We start from the raw sequence: 19,413 nt of genomic DNA, 5'->3' as shown, positions 1-19,413 counted from the left end.
TAAAAAAATTTTTAGATTTCATGATTTGATGAAATATAGCCCACTCGGATACAAAAAATTATCCTTTTGCTTTATGCAATTCGCCTAAAATAAAAATAAAAACATATAGATACACTCAAATACCTTTAAGGTTTGGCATGATACTATTTATGTATTGTTAAATTTTCACGAATTTGCATAAGATAGCTAACCAGCCACGAATTTAATGGATTAAACACGGCGCATGGCACTAGTAAAATACGACAGTAGCGGCAAAAATGCAGGCTATCCTCAGGAAATTCATGACCTGCTTTCCAAGCTACATTTTGACACTGAGCATGGACAAATCTGGTTTGACGAATACCGCATGTTGCTGATGCATACCAGCGTCATCGGCTATTTGCGTAAAGACCTTGTCAATATGATTGGAATACAACGCACCAAACGCTTTTTTATTCGTTTAGGCTATCAGGCAGGTCTAAAAGATGCAGAAGTCACCACTAAAATGCGCCCAGGCTTAAATGAAGAGCAGGCTTTTATGGCAGGGCCACAAATGCACGGTATTCGTGGCATGGTACAAGTTTCTGCCAATCAACTGATTTTAAATCAAAAGAAAAAACAGTTTTATGCAGACTTAAACTGGCATAATTCCTTTGAAGCCGATGTACATCTTGAACAGTTTGGACCGAGCAATGAACCTTCTTGCTGGATGCTGCTAGGCTATGCTTGCGGGTACAGCAGTTATGCCACAGGCATGACCATTATTTATCAGGAAATAGAATGTAAAACCTGTGGACATGCGAACTGTCGCATTATTGGTAAACCACTCAGTGAATGGGAAAATGCTGATGAACTGATTCAGTTCATGTCACCCGAACCGATGGAACAGGAACTCATTGCACTACAAGCCGAATTGTATGAACTGAAAAAATCGATTTATACCACCAGTAAAAATGACTACAGCATGTTCAGCTCAGTCGGGCAATCGGCAGCTTATCAACGGGTTTGTGACTTACTCAAAAAAGCCGCAGGTGCAAAAGTTTCCATTTTGTTGCAAGGTGAAACAGGTGTCGGGAAAGAAGCCTTTGCCCGTGGTGTACATGAACTGAGTCAACGTAAAGAATATGCTTTTGTCGCAGTCAACTGTGCGGCAATTCCGCCTGAACTGATTGAATCTGAACTGTTTGGTGTTGAAAAAGGTGCATTTACAGGTGCACATCAATCACGTGTAGGTAAATTTGAACGCGCCCATGGCGGTACTATTTTTTTAGATGAAGTGATCGAACTTTCACCACGTGCTCAAGCGGCTTTGCTGCGTGTGCTACAAGAAGGTGAAGTGGAACGTGTCGGAGATTCACAAACCCGTCATATTGATGTTCGCGTGATTGCTGCAACCAATGAAGATTTAGAACAAGCGGTTAAAGCTGGGCGTTTCCGTGCCGATTTATATTACCGTTTAAATATTTTTCCTGTCCAAATTCCACCTCTGCGTGAACGCCGTGAAGATTTACCGCTGTTAGTCGAACACTTTTTAAAACGCTTTGAAAAAATGTATGACAAACAAATTCAGGGCGTCAGTGAAAAAGCCACTGATTTTATGCAAAGCTATGCTTGGCCTGGCAATATTCGTGAACTGGAAAACCTGCTCGAACGTGCGGTACTGCTAACGGAAGATCAACAACTGATTAAACTGAAAGCCTTATTTCCACAAATGCACAGCGAGCATAGCGTAGATGAACAAGCCAACGTAGATTTAGACAAACTGTTGACTGAAGGTTTTGATTTAGAACAACATGAACAACAACTGATTATGACCGCGATGCAAAAAGCAAAACACAATGTGTCTGAAGCGGCCCGTTTGTTGGGTATTAGTCGAGCAAAGCTCGATTATCGACTTAATAAATATTATTAGGGCGTGTCCTCATTTAAATAATTGGTTTTAAATACTTAAAATCTTCCTTTGACTTATTTTTATTTCTATATTTTCAATGGAACGTACTCTTCTTACCGATGATATCTGGCAGCAAATTAAAGATACTATGCGATTACATGATTGCTACCGTTCAAAGAATAGTAGAAATATCATGGAAGCGATCTTATGTAATATGGTTCCGTTAATTAGACCACTCAATTCAGTTTTATAAGGGCTTTGTTGCACAAAGATTTGAAATGCAAAGCGCCCCTAATTGAGCTAAATTTAAGGCGTAACTTGGGTAAGTGGGCGACCTAATTCCGTAAATCTGTTAAGGACTGCTACACGTGCATGGATCTCATTCACTTGGCTATCAAAACTCCTTGCACTGAGTTTATCTCCTAATAATTTGATGCAATGCATCTTAGTTTCAACCAAACTTCGCCGATGATAGCCTGACCATTTTTTCCATAGTGTCCTGCCTAAACGTTTAATTGCTCGAAGTAATTCATTTCGCTCTAGCGAGCTACTCTTTGTATCTTTCCATGGTTTCGCATTTTTTCTAGGTGGAATCACCGCATGCGCTTGCCGATCTGCAATGACCTGACGGCATTGCTTGGTGTCATAAGCTCCATCGGTATAAACAGAGTTAATCTGCTCATCTTGTGGAATCTGATTAAGTAAATCACCAAGCACCTGTGAATCACTGACATTATTGGTTGTAAGCTGAACTGCTCGTATTTGTAGGGTTTTAGCATCTATACCAATATGAAGTTTACGCCATTGGCGACGATATTCAGGTCCATGTTTCTTGCGTTTCCATTCGCCCTCACCTAGAAACATCATGCCTGTAGAGTCCATGAGTAGATGCAGCCCATCGCTACTTTTTTGGTAGCTGATTACAATATCAATATGCTTTTGTCTTCTACAAAGCGTGGTGTAATCTGGAGCTATCCAATTTAATCCGCAAAGTTTAATCAGACTTTGCACAAAGCCAGTGACCATACGTAAAGACAGACGGAATAAGGATTTAATCATTAAGCAGCATTGGATAGCTGCGTCGGAGTAGGTTTGATTTCGCCCTTGTTTGCCTTTTGATGGAGCATACCATTGCGTAGCAGGATCAAACCAAATGGCAATATTTCCGCGACTCATGAGTGCTCGGTTATATGCGGGCCAATTGGTTGTGCGGTAGATTTTGTGTGTAGGCTTCTTCATTTGAAAATTATATCGCTGAAAAAGCCTTTACAGATAGGTTTGTGCAACAAAGCCGATGTTATCTAAAGCCGCTCTTTTCATAACAAAATCTCTTGTATCCGAGTAATGCAGAAAGAGTATCGGATACAAGATTGGATACACAAGAGGGTCAAATAAAGCTGTGCATAGCCAAACATAGTTGTGCAAAAAGCAGAAATAAAAAACCCATGAATCATTATAATTCATGGGTTTATATATCAAATCATTACAAAACTGTGCATATGATTACAAAAAACTGGTGGGCCCAGACAGACTTGAACTGTCGACCAACGGATTATGAGTCCGCTGCTCTAACCAACTGAGCTATAGGCCCTTTTCACTGAAATTGTTATATATCAACAAGTTCAGGCGCCATGAATACTAGCGAAGATTTTTTTAAATTACAAGCCCCTTTCAAAATCGCTTGTACAGTAAGACAACAGTTAACCAGAAGCCCAAAAATTAGCAGGAAATTGCACGACATCATCTCATCAAGCATTGCACTGAAACTGCGCTCATGTCATGAGAGGTAAACTCGCAATTTATTTGTTTTTAAGATAAAAAAGCAATAAATCAATAAAAAATTATACTTTTTTGAAATAACTTTATATCCTGAGTACAAAAACTTATAAAGTATTCGTACTGCTGAAATTTTAAACTCTTTTTGAGTTCAGTGACTTTTCTTTGCGCGATTCGAACACAAGTTCAGCAATAGACCAAAGCACAATCACCATTAAAATGAGCGAAGCAACAATTAGTGCGGTCAAATATGTCATTTTGCTATTCCTGTTGAGGTTAAGCCTAAAGTTGGACATTGGCCTGAACCACGACCTATCTACGACAAAAGTCTAATGCTTAAATTATCTGCTGAATAGCTTTTTTTTCACTTTCTTAATAGTAATTTTCTATAGACCTCTTTCATAAATCATTTTTTGCTCAGTTCCAAGTTGTAGATTCCAGCGATTAAATTGAATCTCAAACCAAGCCTTTTACCTCTATTTCGATAACGCTCAGCAAGGATTTTGAAGGTTTTCAGGCTGCCAAATACATGCTCAATTCCGATTCTTCTTTTATTGATTTCTTGATTATAGATTTTCAATTCAGGATCCAATTTACAGTGTCTTTTGGCTTTTAATGGCAACAGGCTATTCGGATACAACACATAAATCCCCTGATAGCCTTTATCTGCAAGGATAAAAGCCCCAAAAGGAATCTGGTTTAAATTGCGTTTGAACAACTTGAAATCATGCACTGCACCGCGACTAGTACATAAACTCAGAATTTGCTGAGTTTTGTAGTGAATCATGGCCTGTACTTTAAAGGTATGGGTCTTTTTCTTGCCGCTATAGCTTTTCTTCTGTTTTTTTAGGCCTTTGGATTGGAATTTCCGTGGCATCCACGATCACAACATTCCAGTCGATGCCTTCGCCCTCGGGTAAATCTTTGGGTAAATTAAACAGATTGGACCGAATCAGGCAATCTTCAACATGACGGACAATTCTTGAGGCTGTGGGCTCTGAAACCCCGTAACTCGTCGCAACGTGAAATAAGGTTCGGTATTCCCGCCAATAGCTCAGACAGAGCAGAACCTGATCCTCCAGGCTTAACTTGGGCGGTCTGCCTTTGGCAGAGACATGCTTCTGCAATTGCTCAACCATCAAATAGAAAGTTGACCATGAGATGCCTGTGTATCGCTTGAACTGAGGATCAGAAAGCTTGTTTGAATCGATGTATTTCATCCGCAGATTATGCACGAATGCTAAGAAATCCGGAGTGCAAATATTAATCAAAAGGAAGATCGTTTTTTGATTTATGAAAGAGATCTTATATACTCATTTATTTTAAGTCTTAATAACTTTTAATTTATATCTAAAAAACAATAAGTTGTTAGATAGTATTTAGCGCCCAAACAAGTCTTTATTTTTTCTGCACAGTTACACAAATTAACCCTTGACTCTAAAGCCGAACAAGCACAAATTATGCGCTTTCGTTTGTTTTACTCTGTACCCATGTTAAAAAAATTTATTGGCGAAGCTGCATTTAAAGTTGCCGGATGGAGCTATAACGTCGAACCTGATATTCTGGAAGATAAACAGGTCATTATTGGTTTTGAGCATACCTCGATGCTCGATGCAGTGCTGTCACTGGCCATCTTCCAAATTTTCGACATGAAAATTCATACCTTAATCAAGAAAGAATTATTCAAAGGTCCACTTAAACCGGTACTTGAAGCCGTGGGCGGTATTGCGGTTGATCGTAAAGCCAATCAGGACATCGTGGGACAAATGGTGGAGCTGTTCCAGCGCAATGAAAAATTCAATCTGGTAATTGCACCTGAAGCGACCCGTGCAAAAAATGGTGAAGCACGTAAGCCAATTCGTACCGGTTTCTGGCATATTGCCAAAGCCGCCAATGTGCCGATTGTGCTGATGTATGCCAACTCTGAAACCAAGCAAGGCGGGATTTTTGGTAAAATTTATCCAACCGACTTGGCGCATGATCTTGCGCTGATCAAACAGCTCTATAAAGAAAACACAGGATTGGATATTATTATTCCAGACGTGAAAACAGCGTAAATTTTTCAGTTAAAACTTAAAACCCTGCCCTTTTTTCAGAAAAAGGGCTTATGGTAGAATATGTGCAATTCGATCGGCATACAGCCAATCTACAAGGAGCATATTTCGCATGGCGGGTCATTCCAAGTGGGCCAATATCAAGCATCGTAAAGCCAAACAAGATGCTAGTCGTGGTAAGTTGTTTACCAAATACATTCGTGAACTGACAACTGCTGCTAAACTCGGCGGTCCGGATGCAGGGAGCAACCCTCGCTTACGTGCTGTAGTCGAAAAAGCATTATCGGTCAACATGACACGTGATGTGATTAACCGTGCGATTCAACGTGGTGCTGGCGGTGAAGATAACGATGACTTAAAAGAAGTCACCTATGAAGGTTATGGTGTCGGCGGTGTGGCCGTGATTGTAGAAACCATGACCGACAACTTAAACCGTACCGTACCAGACGTTCGTCACTGCTTCTCTAAAACCGATGGTAACTTAGGCACCAACGGTTCAGTGGCCTTCTTATTCACCAAACGTGGTGAAATTACGTTTGAAGATGTGTCTTTAGAAGATCAGATCATGGACGTGGCATTAGAAGCCGGCGCTGAAGATATTGAAGTGTCTGAAGATGAAATTCTGGTGATTACCACTCCAGAAACATTTGGTACCGTTCAGGATGCTTTAGCTGCAGCAGGTTTAAAATCTGACAATGCTGAAGTGGTAATGAGCCCATCAACCAAAGCTGAAATCACCGACATCGACCAGGCTAAAAAAATCATGAAAATGATTGATATGCTTGAAGATCTCGATGATGTTCAGAACGTTTATACCAACGTTGAATTCTCTGATGACATTTTAGCTGCCTTAGATGCTTAAAACGCAAAGATAAAAAACGCGCCAGATGGCGCGTTTTTTATTTCTTAGAAATTAAACTTTATTGAGCAAATTCGAGCAGTTTAAAACATTATATTCTTTAATGACGAAACTCGAATGCAGTGCCACTACATGGTCAATTTTACCAATGCGTTTGAGTAAAATTTCACTGTAGTTTTCCATATCCCGCGCAATCACTTCTACAATAAAGTCAGCGGTTTGCCCGGTCACCAAAAAGGCATTAATCACTTCGGGAATATTTTCCAGTTCTTCCAGAAACTTGGCAAAGGTATCGGTATCATGTTTACTCAGCGACACCTGCAACAGGACATGCAGACTAAAGCCGAGTTTCTGGTAATTAATTTCCCGTTTTAAACCTGAAATAATATTATGATCAATCAGGCTTTTAATCCGGCGATGCACCGAACTCACCGACAAATTCACCCGCTCCGACAATTCATTTAAATTGACATCTTCATGACTTAAAATTTCAAGAATATGCTTATCAAAGCGATCCAATTCCATTTTTATACTCTTTTTAACAGGCAATGACACCTTATAATTTTAGCCGAATCAGCCCCTCAACAATATTTATTTCTCATTATTTTTTCATCTATTGAAATTTTTTTTCAAGATATGATGGACTGACATAACTGAAGCATAACGGGATCAGACATCTGCCACTTATCTTGATCTTTTAAAAACAGATAAACGGTCAGCTTCAATAAACCGCTGTTTTCTCAAATATTTCCTTCTCTCTGCTGCGTTAAAATCGCCATCTCTGCCCACATGCAGCTGATTCCAGACAGTCATCTTTGACAAGTGTATACAAATAGATTTAAAAAGATGCGTTTCAACACCAGCAAAACAAAAACATAAGAACACACGGAATCGTCTTCATGGCTTTTAAATCTTTCAGTTTGCTGAAAAGCAAGCTCAGCCCGGTTTTAACTGTCGAAACCCAAACCAGCAGCTTTTTCAGTGGCATCAGCTCGACCTTATCGAACTGGTTTGGACAACTCACCAGCCCCTCTACCCCAACCCTCGACAGCTTATTGCAAAGTCTGTTGTCTGGAAACAGCCTGGACAGCAGCAGTCTTAGCAATTTAATCAGCCAGTTTACAGGAAGTAATAGCAGTAGTCTGGATATCTCCAGCCTGATTAATCAATTGACCCAAGCCAATGGTGGCAGTTTTGATCTGGGCTCGATTAGCAATTTAATCGGTGGTCTGATTGGCGGTGATAGCGCTGATCTGGATTTTGAAGCGATTAGCCAGCTGATTGGTGGCTTGATTGGCGGTAATACGGGTGACCTGGATATTGGTACCATTGCTGACCTGGTCGGTGGTTTAATTGGCGGCGGTGCTGGTGACTTTGATATCGGCGCAATCGTAGAACTGGTAAGCGGCCTGATGGGTGGCAGTTCAGGTGATCTCGACATCGCTGCCATTGCTGAATTGGCTGGTGGTCTCATTGGCGGTGGTGCAGGAGACTTTGATATCGGTACAATCGTAGAACTGGTGAGTGGCCTGATGGCTGGTGGTTCGGGCGATATCGACATTGCAGCGATTGCTGAATTGGTTGGTGGTTTAATTGGCGGCGGTGCCGGTGATATTGATATCGGCGCGATTGCCGGATTAATCAGCGGATTAATCGGTGGTGGTGCGGGCGATCTTGACATTGCTGCCATTGCTGAATTGGTTGGTGGATTGATTGGCGGCGGTACGGGCGACTTTGATATTGGCGCAATTTCAGAACTGGTCGGTGGCTTAATCGGTGGCAATACGGGTGAAATTAACCTTGAAACGATTTCTGAACTGTTTGAAGGACTCATCGGCAATAACACCGGTGATCTGAACCTTGAAACACTGACCCAGTTATTTGAAGGTCTGACAGGTAGCAGCAGTGAGTTTGATTTAAGTGTCTTACTTGGCGGGCTCACAGACATCAGCAGTGGTTTTGATTTAGGCGGCTTACTGGAAGGTCTGACTGACGGTGGCACAGACTTTGACCTAGGCAATCTTACTGACAGCTTGGGCGATGCATTTGGTTCAACTGACTTTAATCTGGAAGATCTGCTACAAGGTGCCAGCACAGGAGCAGACAGCAGTCTGAGTCTGGACAACCTGTTGCCTGAACTTCAGGAAGCTCTGCAATCGACCAGTACAGAGAGCAGTAGCAGCAACTTTGACCTGCTCAGCCTTGCACCGCAACTGCCTGCAATTGATCTGGATTCATCTACCCCATTCATTTAATGGATTTGATAAAGTCAAAAAATACGCGACAGGCGCGTATTTTTTATGGTTGCCGTTTTAGATACCACGCCAGTCCACACGGGCATGACGCTCGGTCTGATAAATTCTCAGTACATATTGCCCTAAAGGTAAATCACTGAGTTCCTGTTTAAATTGCAGAAATTGTTCGGACAAGGTTTCGCCCTGCTCTTTTTCCCACGGCGTATCCTGAATTTCCAGAATCGGGGCCAGCATGGAACAGACCGCGATATCCGCCAGGCCTAAACGCTCACCGACAAAATATGCACCGCCATTGGCTATCAGACGCTGGTTTAATTCTGCTATTAAACGGCGCATTTCCCGTTCCGATTCATCAACCTTGTCCTGATCCAGCTGATAGCCTTTGGAAATCAGCATCTTCATAATCGGTTTGGAGTATTTTTCAAATTGACGTAAATAACCTTTTTCACCAATCAGCAAATCTAAAGGCTGTTCACTTTCAGACAAAGTATGTGCCAGTCCCCAACGGCGGACGTGATAGCCCAGAGTCGAGGCCAACTGGTCAATCTCCAGCGCTTCATTGCGCTGCGTCGGGTCTGAGCGTAATAAGGTATGTTCCGGATACACTTCATCTAAATACAGGGCAATTTGGGTACTGTCCGCAATCCATTGATCCTGATCGCGTAAAATCGGCAGCTTGTTTTGTCCGGTTTTTAGCTTGGCAAAAGCACGATGCACACCCGGAATTAAATTCTGCGCGTTATAATCCAGTTCCTTATGATCCAGCAGCCAGCGCGCTTTTTCACAAAAATGAGATAAAGGAAACTGGTACAAAATACGCATATCTTCTCCGTCAATTTTTATTTTTTGTTCAATAATTTGAACAGCCAACATCCATTGGCTACTTTAGTCATACTGCTGCTGAAAAACAATGCGCTTTTTATTCAAAAATCGCCAGTATTCGGCCAAACGCTTCATCAAGCGTATCTAGGCCAGGCTATCCTGTTTAAAAATCAACAAAGATACGGCACGCATTACCCACCATCCGCAGCACATATTTCAGAAATATGCTTTTTCAACAAACATCCCCGCCATGACCTGACTTTATGCTGGCTTTCATGTAAAATCAGCGACAATTTTTGAATAACACTTTGTGAGTCATTTCATGGGTTTTAATTGTGGTATTGTAGGTCTGCCTAACGTTGGTAAATCGACTCTTTTCAACGCCTTAACCAAAGCTGCAATTGCTGCTGAAAACTTCCCGTTCTGTACCATTGAGCCAAACACCGGTATTGTGCCGGTGCCGGATGCGCGTTTAGATAAACTGGCGGCCATTGTAAACCCACAACGTGTCCTGCCGACCACCATGGAATTTGTGGATATCGCCGGTCTGGTTGCAGGTGCTTCAAAAGGTGAAGGTCTGGGTAACCAGTTCCTGGCCAACATCCGTGAAACTGACGCGATTGCTCACGTGGTGCGTTGTTTTGAAGATGAAAACGTCATTCACGTCAATGGTAAAATTGACCCGCTGGACGATATTGCCACCATCAACACTGAACTTGCGCTGGCCGACTTAGAAACGGTATCGAAAGCCGTGACCCGTTTAACCAAAACAGCCAAAGGCGGCGACAAAGAAGCAGTTGCGACCAAAGCCGTTTTAGAAAAAATCCTGCCATTACTGGATGAGGGCAAACCGGCACGTGCAGCCAATCTGGACGATGACGAACGTAAACTGATTCGTGGTTTTGGTTTATTAACCTTAAAACCCACCATGTATATTGCCAACGTGGCAGAAGATGGCTTTGAAAACAACCCGCATTTAGATGCAGTACGTGAACTGGCAGCAGCTGAAAATGCGATTGTGGTGCCACTCTGCAACCAGATTGAAGCCGAAATTTCATTATTAGAAGATGATGAACGTGCTGAATTCTTAGAAGCGATGGGTATGGAAGAACCAGGCCTGAACGTGGTCATCCGCGCAGGTTATGGCTTACTCGGTCTGCAAACTTACTTCACTGCCGGTGTGCAGGAAGTACGTGCCTGGACGGTGAAAGTCGGTGCAACCGCTCCACAAGCAGCAGGTGTAATTCATACCGACTTCGAAAAAGGCTTTATTCGTGCTGAATGTGTGGCCTATGATGACTTTGTACAATACAACGGCGAAGCTGGTGCCAAAGAAGCAGGTAAATGGCGTTTAGAGGGTAAAACTTACATCGTACAAGACGGTGATGTTTTACACTTCCGTTTTAACGTGTAATCGCCTGATATCAATGAAAAACCCTCAAATATTTGAGGGTTTTTTTATACTCTTTTTTAAGGATCAATCTTTGGCTCACCACAGTTTAAGCAAGAAAGTTAATCAATCAGCGAGCCGATCTTAATGTTTTCTTTGATTTAATAAGAGGGTAATGCATTCCCTACGCTTTCCAATTTTTGAAAGCACTTGATTTCAGTGCACTCATCTGCACTACAAGTGCTCATCAATTCCAGAACTGCACCAAGATATTACATGGTTGATGGTGTAGTGTAATTGCTGTTCTGATTGCAAACATCAATTCAATACAGCGCAGCCATTAAAAAAGCGGAGTGAACACTCCGCTTGTTGATGCTTCAGGATGCTGTCGCAATCGCATTGCCCTTTTGTTTGGGATCGGTATTTCCGAGTTCCGGATGAGCAATTGCATCGGCACATTGCTGTTTATCGCGCTCATAATCGGCCTGTTTCTGGCTTACCGTTGCACTACTTTCTAACGTCGCACGCGCCCAGATTTCCAGACTGGTGAGTGCTTTACGACATAAGGCATATTTACCTTCGGTGACTGAATCAGTCATTTTGACATTAATGCGCCATTCGGTGCTTAACTGGCGCGCCGGTTTGCGTACATTATCTTCAATTAAATTGCGCTGTTTGCGATAAACATAAGGTTCCACCTCATTCATCAGCTTCCAGGCCGCTTCTGCATACGCCGTTGCATCATTGGTCAGTTTCGGTGCAGGTTTAATTTCCGGTTTTTCACCGGACTGATCGCTCCCACAGGCCTGTAATAACAGGCTACTGCCCAGTACAGTCGCAACCACAAATTGACGTGTTTTGAACATCCACATATCTGGCTCGCTTCAACAAACATTTCGGCACTATGCTAGTGAATTCGGGTACAATACACAATCATCATTTGACTCCTTGTTCAACTCTCCTTCAGGTGTGTCGTGTCTGAACACAAAACGCTTTCCACACAGCCAGCCGGTTTTTGGCAAGGCGCTAAAGATAGCCAAGCCATTATTTTTACTTATCTCCCCGTTTCTTTTGCATTTGGCGTTTCGGCGACCCAATTCGGTTTTAGCGCCTGGGAAGCCCTGTTTTTATCCTGCACCATGTATGCCGGTGCCAGCCAGTTTCTGGTAGTGGCCCTGTTAGGCAGCGGCACTTCCATCTGGATGACCGCCCTGACTGTTATTGCACTGGATATTCGCCATCTGCTCTATGGCCCGGCTTTAACCAACCTGATTCAGGACCGACTCAATTTAAAGAAAACCGCGATCTGGGCCTGGGGCCTGACTGATGAAGTCTTTGCTTCCGGCATGATCAAGCTGTCGCAGCGCCGGCAACAATGGTCGGAATCCTGGATGCTCGGCTTAAGTCTGTTTAGCTGGGTGTCATGGGCGCTCGGTTCTTTACTGGGCGGTCTGTTTGCCGATCAGGTCAGTAAGCTGCCGCAGTTTTTACAGGCCGCACTGGATTTCCTGTTACCAGCCCTGTTCCTAAGTTTCCTGCTGGCCGCCTTTGAGAAAAAACATACCTTTGTGGTCAGTGTGACTTTGGTGGTATCGGCTATCGCCTGCTATTTCATTGACCTGTCCGCTGCCATCTTTATTGGTATTTTATCGGGCATTTTTGCAGGTCTGTTCAAACACTATGTCTTAAAACAACCGGATGATGCATATGCAGGAGGCTCACATGAATCTTGAAATTATTCTGGTCGGGATTGTGGTCGGCATCGCCAATTTTGCTTCACGCTTTGGACCGTTTTTTGTGATTCAGAAGTTTCAGCAGGACTCACAAAAGCGGGGTGCCCTCTGGCTAAAGATTGCCCTGGGTTCGATTGGTATTGCCGCGATCAGTTCAATGCTGGTGGTGGCGACCTTGCCACCGTTACTGGAAACGCCCAATAAAAGTTTTGCCATGCTGGTCGGATTTATAGTGCTGACCGGGCTGTATTTTAAATACAAGAAAATTGTACCGGCCACACTGACGGCAGCCGTGACCTATGGCCTGATTTATACCTATGTTCCATTTTCCTTCTAGGTTTTGATTGCAAAACCAGACACATTGACGCAGTGCAGCAGTTGTGCTGCGTCATAAAACTCTATTCTCTCTTGCCCACTGCGTCTAAAAATTGTTGGACAAAATCACGATTTTCTCCGAATCGGCACTAACATCGCGGTGCAGTTCTGCTATGCTAAAAGCCCATAAAATCAAGCATGGATGAATTACATGAGCGTGACGATTGGTACTCCTCTTCAAGCTTCGGCATTTAAAGTATTGCTATTGGGTTCAGGAGAATTGGGGAAAGAGGTGGTGATTTCTTTACAACGTTTAGGTGTAGAAGTGCATGCCGCCGACCGATATGATCATGCCCCTGCCATGCAAGTGGCGCATCATGCCCACACCATTAATATGGCCGATCATAACGCGCTGAAACAGCTGATTGCTCAGGTGCAACCGCATCTGATTGTGCCGGAAATTGAAGCCATTGCCACAGAAGTGCTGCTGGATATTGAAGCACAAAATGTCGCTACCGTGATTCCATCGGCCAAGGCAGTCAATCTGACCATGAACCGCGAAGGAATTCGCCGTCTAGCTGCAGAAGAACTGGGTCTGCCAACCTCTGCCTACCGTTTTGCCGACTCGCTGGAAAGCTTCCGCGCAGCCTGTGATGATATTGGCTATCCAAACTTTGTGAAGCCGGTGATGTCCTCCTCAGGCAAAGGCCAATCTCGGGTAAAAAGCTTTGATGAAGTCGATGCCGCCTGGGACTATGCGCAAACTGGCGGCCGTGTGAATCAGGGCACCGTGATTGTTGAATCGCAGATTGATTTTGATTTTGAAATTACCCTGCTCACGGTACGCTCAAAACATCCAGAAACTGGCGACATTGAAACCTCATTCTGCGACCCGATTGGCCATCGTCAGGATGCCGGTGATTATGTCGAAAGCTGGCAGCCACAACCAATGAGCAGCCAGGCCTTGGCTGAAGCCAAACGCATTGCCCACAAGGTTACCAGCGCACTTGGCGGTTGCGGTATTTTTGGGGTAGAACTGTTTGTCAAAGGTGACCAAGTGTGGTTTAGTGAAGTGTCACCTCGCCCACACGATACCGGTTTAGTCACGTTGGCCTCGCAATACCAGAGTGAATTCGAATTACATGCCCGTGCGATTCTCGGTTTGCCGGTGAACACGGCGCGCCATAGTGTGGCTGCCAGTGCAGTGATTTATGCCGGTGTAGATGACCACAACCTGTCATTTTCTGGCTTGAATCTTGCTTTAGCTCACCCGGATACTGATTTACGTCTGTTTGGCAAACCGGAAGGCTTCAAGCGTCGCCGCATGGGTGTGGCCACCGCCCGCGCAGAAACCACTGAGCAGGCACGTGAGCTGGCTTACGCTACTGCACAACACGTCAGTGTCAATCAAAACTAGTCGCACAACACGGAACGCTGTTCATGATCAACACCTTACCCTTGCTGAATTACGTAAAAAGTAACCATGACATTCAGGCCATCAATCAGTGGCGAAGTGATGTTGAACATCAGCTGGGGGAATGTTTTGAAAATGGACATTCGATCCGTGACATTATTCTGGCGCGCTCCAATTTTATTGATGAGGCGCTAAAATTTCTGTGGCAACATGCCGGACTGGACCAGACCGATTTAGGCCTGTTTGCGGTGGGCGGTTATGGCCGCCGCGAAATGTTGCCCTATTCCGATGTCGACATCATGATCCTGTCAGAAGATGAAATCTCGCCGGAACAGGAAAAACCGATTTCAACCTTTATTTCATCACTGTGGGATGTCGGTAATTTCAAACCCGGCATTAGCGTGCGCACCATTCAGGATTGCGTAATTCAGGCCACCAATGACCTGACTGTAGCCACCGCTTTAATTGAAGCACGGTTGATTATTGGCAATGAACATCTGGCCAAATGGCCACGCCGGATTGTGTCGCAAACCTGGACCGATAAAACCTTTTTTGATGCCAAGATGGAAGAGCAAGCCAAACGCTATGCTCAGCACAACCATACCGAAAGCAATTTAGAGCCGGATATTAAAACTGCACCGGGTGGCATCCGCGATATTAACCAGATTGGCTGGATTGCCAAACGACATTTCCGTGTCAACCGTATTTATGATCTGGTGCATCTGGGTTTTATTTCCGAGTTTGAGCTGGGCGTGCTGGAAGAGGCTGAAAGTTTCCTCTGGGAAATTCGCCATTATTTGCACCTGCTGACCAAACGCGATGAAAACCGCCTGCTGTTTGATTATCAGCGTGATATTGCAGCCAAGTTCGGCTATGTCCGTGAAGAAGGCAAATCACCGAATTATCCGATTGAACAGTTCATGAAGCGTTATTACCGCACCGCGCAGCAGGTGTCGACGCTAAATGAAATGTTACTGGCCTATTTTAATGAATCGGTGATTACCCCGCGTCTGCCGCAATATGAACGCCAGATTGAAGAAATTAATGAAAACTTCAAACTGGTCGATGGCAAACTGGCAGTGCAGCATCACAAGATTTTTTCTGAAAAACCCAGTGCGATTCTGGAAATTTTTTATCTGCTGGCCAATCGTCCTGAAATTACCGGTATTCGCGCCCGCACCTTACGCCTGCTGACCCTGGCTGCCAAACGGATTGACCGCGATTTTCGTGATAATCCAGTCCATCAGGCGCTGTTTATGGCGATTTTACGCTCACCATACCGTTTGTATGACACCATGGTGGCAATGAAACGTTATGGTGTATTGGGCAACTATATTCCGGCTTTCGGGCAGATTACCGGTCTGATGCAATATGACCTGTTCCATATTTATACCGTCGATGCGCACACCCTGCTGCTGATTCGCAACCTGAACCGCTTTAAAGAACCGGAATTTGCCAAAGATTTTCCGGTGGTCAGCTCGGTGTTCCAGCGTCTGGCGCGTCGTGACATTGTCTATCTAGCCGCAATTTTCCATGACATTGCCAAAGGTCGTGGTGGCGATCATAGTGAACTTGGCGCCGCCGATGCGATTGCCTTCTGCCGCACGCATGGCTTTACCGAACGTGAATGCAATCTGGTGGCCTGGCTGGTGCAAAACCACCTGCTGATGTCGGTCACTGCACAGAAAAAAGATATTTCCGATCCGGATGTGGTCAAAGCTTTCGCCGAACTGATGGGCGATATGGAGCATCTGGATTATCTCTACACCTTGACCGTAGCAGATATTAACGCTACCAATCCAACCTTGTGGAACACCTGGCGCGCCTCGCTGATGCGCCAGCTGTATACCCATGCCCGTGATGTGATCCGTTCCGGCCTGGGTCGTCCGGTGGATTATCAGATGCTGATTGAAGACACCAAATTTGCGGCCAGCGAATTACTGGTCGAGGATTTCTCGCTGGAAGAAGTGGAAAAAGTCTGGCAGGAACTGGGCGATGAATACTTCCTCAAAGAAACCGCCGATGAAATTGCCTGGCATACCCGCGCCATCTTGCAGCACAGTGATAATCCGGCACCGTTGGTACTGATGCGCGCGCATCGTAAATATGCGCAAGATGCCGTGCAAATCTTTATTTATACCCAGGATCAGCCGAACCTGTTTGCCACCACGGTGGCGATTTTAGACCGCATGAATCTGGATGTGCAGGACGCGCGGATTATTACCGCCACTAAAGCCTTTAGTTTAGATACTTATGTGGTACTGGACCGTTTTGGTACCCTGCTGACCGATGCCGAGCGTCAGGACACCGTGATTCAATCACTGGTCACCGCATTAAGCCAGTCAGACAAATATCCGGGGCTGATGCAACGCCTGATTCCGCGCCAGCTGCGCCATTTCGATATTGAAAATACTGTCGACATCAGCCTGAATGCCGCACTCAACCAGAACATGGTGGAAATTGCGACACTTGACCAGCCGGGTTTACTTGCCAAAGTCGGCGGCTTGTTTATGATGCAGGGGCTGGATATTCATTCTGCTAAAATTGCCACCCTAGGCGAACGTGCCGAAGATATTTTCTTTGTCACTAAAAAAGATGGTACGCCTATGAATGCAGAAGAAGCCAAAAGCTTTGCGGCCAAATTAAAGGCAGCACTTGATGAAGCCTCAAATCAGGTGTGCCAACATTAACATCAACCTATCGGTAACGATTACATGAACTCAAGTTTGTCTTTATTGCACCCTTATCCGTTTGAAAAGTTAAACCGACTTTTTCAGGATATACAACCGGCCGATTTACCGCTGATTCCCCTCTCGATTGGAGAACCAAAGCACCCGGCGCCGGAATTTGTAAAACAGGCCATTATTGACAACTTCCAGCATTTATCGACTTACCCGAACAGCAAGGGTCTGCCTGAATTACGCCACAGTATTGCCCAGTGGCTGAGTCGCCGTTTCAAGCTGAACAGCATCAGTGCAGATCGCCATGTTTTACCGGTTTCAGGTACCCGTGAAGCCATTTTCTCTTTTGTACAGGCACTGGTGAAACGTGAAGATGCACCGTATGTGGTGATACCAAACCCGTTTTACCAGATTTATGAAGGCGCAACCTTGCTGGCTGGGGCCAAACCGTATTTCATTAACTGTACCGAAGACAACCAGTATTTAGGTAACTTTGATGCCGTGCCGGCCGAAGTCTGGGAAAAAACCGCCTTGCTATTTGTCTGTACGCCGGGCAACCCGACCGGTGCGGTACTGTCCAAAGACCAGTTTAAAAAGCTGATTGCGCTGTCCGATCAATACGGTTTTGTAATTGCCTCGGATGAATGCTATTCAGAGCTGTGGTTTGATGAAGCACCAACTGGCCTGCTCGAAGTTTGTGCCGAAATGGGCCGAGATGACTATAAAAACTGCGTGGTTTTCCATTCGCTGTCCAAGCGTTCCAATCTGCCGGGGATGCGTTCAGGCTTTGTGGCTGGCGATGCCGATTTACTGAAACCGTATTTGCAATACCGTACCTATCACGGTGCAGCCATGCCAGTACAGCATCAACTGGCCTCTATTGCGGCTTGGGATGATGAGCAGCACGTTGAAGACAACCGCGTGCAATACCGCGCCAAATTTGACTTGTTCCAAAGCGAGCTGGGGCAGCTACTCCCTTTTCAAAAACCGGACGCCGGTTTCTATTACTGGCTCAAAGTTGATAATGATGAAGCCTTTGCCAAAATGCTGATGGAAAAAGCGCATATTAAAGTATTGCCGGGCCGGTATTTATCGCGTGAAACTGAGCAAGGGAATCCGGGTGAAAACCATGTCCGTTTAGCCTTGGTGGCCGATATTGCCCAGTGCGAACAGGTGATTCAGCGCCTCAAAGCGATTTTGTAAATGCTGATATTAAAAAATCCACTCTATTGAGTGGATTTTTCATTTTAGGCAGGACTAAACACTGTTTGCGTGGATAAGCATCATCCCTAACATTAAAGCTGATGCTGAAATCATCTGCCCTATCTTAACCCTGTAAAGCCTGTTCAATATCCTGTTCCAGCGCATCCGGCTTGGTGGTTGGTGCATAGCGATTCAGTACTTTGCCATCTTTGCCAATTAAAAACTTGGTAAAGTTCCACTTGATGCCATTGCCCAGAATGCCTTTGCTGTTATTGGTTAAATAACGGAAAATTGCGTGTGCTTCCGGGCCTTTAACATCAACCTTGGCAAACATGGGAAAGCTGACCCCATAATTTTTCTGGCAAAAGGCCCCGATCTGCTCATTGGAACCGGGGTCCTGGCTACCAAACTGGTTACAGGGAAAGCCGAGCACCTCAAAGCCTTGGGACTTATATTTTTCATAGAGCTTTTCCAGTCCGGCAAACTGCGGGGTAAAACCGCATTTGCTGGCGGTATTCACCACCAATAAAACCTTGCCTTCATAATCGGCAAATGATTTATTTTTCCCATCTAACAACTCAGCCTCAAACTGATAAATGTTGGTCATGGATAGGTTTCCTCATCACTTTTTTCTTGTGTTTTTAGCTCTAATGATGCCGAGTTGACGCAATAGCGCAAGCCGGTCGGTTGCGGTCCATCATCAAAAACATGGCCCAAATGTGCATCACAATGATGACAGACAATTTCGGTACGTACCATGCCATGCGACTGATCGTTATGTTCTTCCACGACCCCCGGGGCAATTGGACGGTAGAAACTTGGCCAGCCACTGCCACTGTCGTATTTGGTGTCGGAAGAAAATAAGGCTTCTCCACAGCAACGGCACACATACACCCCATCCTGTTTGCTGTTCCAGTATTTCCCTGTAAAGGCCGGTTCGGTTCCTTTTTGTCGTGTAATCCGAAACTCTTCTGGTGATAACTCTCTTTGCCATTCTCGGTCTGTTTTATTGAGTTTTCCCATCACTAACTCCTTTAAATC

General features: G+C 44.7%; 18 protein-coding genes and 1 tRNA gene. 10 read left to right on the top strand and 9 right to left on the bottom strand.

The genetic code is table 11. The annotated features are described in order from the left end of the window. Positions 1 to 223 precede the first annotated feature (223 nt). Positions 224 to 1,891: a phenol degradation transcriptional regulator MobR gene (gene mobR, locus P253_RS02745; protein ID WP_016658328.1), complete on the top strand. Its 1,668-nt coding sequence runs from the start codon at positions 224 to 226 to the stop codon at positions 1,889 to 1,891. A 285-nt stretch (positions 1,892 to 2,176) separates the two neighbouring features. On the opposite strand, the gene P253_RS02740 is transcribed toward mobR, so the two are convergent. From P253_RS02740 to P253_RS15360, 4 genes are all read right to left on the bottom strand, one after another. Then, positions 2,177 to 3,109: an IS5-like element ISAba12 family transposase gene (locus P253_RS02740; protein WP_035362985.1), complete on the bottom strand. Its 933-nt coding sequence runs from the start codon at positions 3,107 to 3,109 to the stop codon at positions 2,177 to 2,179. Positions 3,110 to 3,384: 275 nt separating this feature from the next. Next, positions 3,385 to 3,461: transfer RNA gene (locus P253_RS02735), tRNA-Ile, on the bottom strand. 591 nt (positions 3,462 to 4,052) lie between these two features. Then, on the bottom strand, positions 4,053 to 4,523 hold the full coding sequence (locus tag P253_RS02730; protein WP_016658330.1) for an IS5/IS1182 family transposase: 471 nt from the start codon (positions 4,521 to 4,523) through the stop codon (positions 4,053 to 4,055). Then, complete coding sequence (locus P253_RS15360) at positions 4,471 to 4,866, bottom strand: transposase family protein (RefSeq protein WP_008306679.1); 396 nt, start codon at positions 4,864 to 4,866, stop codon at positions 4,471 to 4,473. Before P253_RS15360 ends, P253_RS02730 begins: the two co-directional genes overlap by 53 nt. A 270-nt stretch (positions 4,867 to 5,136) precedes the next feature. Here P253_RS15360 and P253_RS02725 point away from each other — a divergent pair, with 270 nt between their 5' ends. Further along, positions 5,137 to 5,703 (top strand): 1-acyl-sn-glycerol-3-phosphate acyltransferase, encoded by a 567-nt coding sequence (locus tag P253_RS02725; RefSeq protein WP_035363066.1) that lies wholly within the window; start codon positions 5,137 to 5,139, stop codon positions 5,701 to 5,703. Positions 5,704 to 5,812: 109 nt separating this feature from the next. Then, entirely contained in the window at positions 5,813 to 6,562 is a 750-nt protein-coding gene (locus P253_RS02720) for a YebC/PmpR family DNA-binding transcriptional regulator (protein WP_016658332.1), read from the top strand. A gap of 51 nt (positions 6,563 to 6,613) precedes the next feature. Here P253_RS02720 and P253_RS02715 read toward each other — a convergent pair whose 3' ends face one another. Then, positions 6,614 to 7,084, bottom strand: coding sequence for an Lrp/AsnC family transcriptional regulator (locus P253_RS02715; RefSeq protein WP_005177212.1), 471 nt, complete (start codon positions 7,082 to 7,084; stop codon positions 6,614 to 6,616). Between the two features lie 374 nt (positions 7,085 to 7,458). On the opposite strand from P253_RS02715, the gene P253_RS02710 reads away from it, so the two are divergent. After that, positions 7,459 to 8,814 (top strand): hypothetical protein, encoded by a 1,356-nt coding sequence (locus P253_RS02710; protein WP_016658333.1) that lies wholly within the window; start codon positions 7,459 to 7,461, stop codon positions 8,812 to 8,814. A gap of 57 nt (positions 8,815 to 8,871) precedes the next feature. Here the strand turns inward: P253_RS02710 and P253_RS02705 are convergent, their stop codons facing one another. Then, entirely contained in the window at positions 8,872 to 9,636 is a 765-nt protein-coding gene (locus tag P253_RS02705; protein WP_016658334.1) for a glutathione S-transferase family protein, read from the bottom strand. A gap of 322 nt (positions 9,637 to 9,958) precedes the next feature. Between P253_RS02705 and ychF the strand changes: the two genes are divergently transcribed. Then, complete coding sequence (gene ychF, locus P253_RS02700) at positions 9,959 to 11,050, top strand: redox-regulated ATPase YchF (RefSeq protein WP_005177206.1); 1,092 nt, start codon at positions 9,959 to 9,961, stop codon at positions 11,048 to 11,050. Positions 11,051 to 11,403: 353 nt separating this feature from the next. Here ychF and P253_RS02695 read toward each other — a convergent pair whose 3' ends face one another. Continuing rightward, positions 11,404 to 11,898: a hypothetical protein gene (locus P253_RS02695; protein WP_016658335.1), complete on the bottom strand. Its 495-nt coding sequence runs from the start codon at positions 11,896 to 11,898 to the stop codon at positions 11,404 to 11,406. Positions 11,899 to 12,000: 102 nt separating this feature from the next. Here P253_RS02695 and P253_RS02690 point away from each other — a divergent pair, with 102 nt between their 5' ends. The 5 genes from P253_RS02690 to dapC all read left to right on the top strand — a co-directional run bounded on the left by P253_RS02690 (position 12,001) and on the right by dapC (position 18,372). Further along, complete coding sequence (locus P253_RS02690; protein WP_016658336.1) at positions 12,001 to 12,759, top strand: AzlC family ABC transporter permease; 759 nt, start codon at positions 12,001 to 12,003, stop codon at positions 12,757 to 12,759. After that, positions 12,749 to 13,096 (top strand): L-valine transporter subunit YgaH, encoded by a 348-nt coding sequence (gene ygaH / locus P253_RS02685; RefSeq protein ID WP_016658337.1) that lies wholly within the window; start codon positions 12,749 to 12,751, stop codon positions 13,094 to 13,096. Before P253_RS02690 ends, ygaH begins: the two co-directional genes overlap by 11 nt. 189 nt (positions 13,097 to 13,285) lie before the next feature. Further along, a complete protein-coding gene (gene purT, locus P253_RS02680; protein ID WP_016658338.1) occupies positions 13,286 to 14,491 on the top strand; it encodes a formate-dependent phosphoribosylglycinamide formyltransferase in 1,206 nt (401 codons plus the stop codon). A gap of 23 nt (positions 14,492 to 14,514) precedes the next feature. Further along, positions 14,515 to 17,178 (top strand): [protein-PII] uridylyltransferase, encoded by a 2,664-nt coding sequence (gene glnD, locus P253_RS02675; RefSeq protein ID WP_016658339.1) that lies wholly within the window; start codon positions 14,515 to 14,517, stop codon positions 17,176 to 17,178. A gap of 24 nt (positions 17,179 to 17,202) precedes the next feature. Further along, positions 17,203 to 18,372, top strand: coding sequence for a succinyldiaminopimelate transaminase (gene dapC, locus P253_RS02670; RefSeq protein WP_016658340.1), 1,170 nt, complete (start codon positions 17,203 to 17,205; stop codon positions 18,370 to 18,372). 124 nt (positions 18,373 to 18,496) lie between these two features. On the opposite strand, the gene P253_RS02665 is transcribed toward dapC, so the two are convergent. Together P253_RS02665 and msrB are read right to left on the bottom strand one after the other, a co-directional pair. Beyond that, entirely contained in the window at positions 18,497 to 18,979 is a 483-nt protein-coding gene (locus P253_RS02665; RefSeq protein WP_016658341.1) for a glutathione peroxidase, read from the bottom strand. Beyond that, positions 18,976 to 19,395: a peptide-methionine (R)-S-oxide reductase MsrB gene (gene msrB, locus P253_RS02660; protein WP_005177175.1), complete on the bottom strand. Its 420-nt coding sequence runs from the start codon at positions 19,393 to 19,395 to the stop codon at positions 18,976 to 18,978. Before msrB ends, P253_RS02665 begins: the two co-directional genes overlap by 4 nt. Positions 19,396 to 19,413 lie beyond the last annotated feature (18 nt).

Origin of the sequence: Acinetobacter indicus CIP 110367, from assembly GCF_000488255.1 — a bacterium.
Classification (GTDB): domain Bacteria; phylum Pseudomonadota; class Gammaproteobacteria; order Pseudomonadales; family Moraxellaceae; genus Acinetobacter; species Acinetobacter indicus.
The sequence above is the reverse complement of the archived record's forward strand: the minus strand, read 5'-3'. Positions and strand labels throughout refer to the sequence as shown.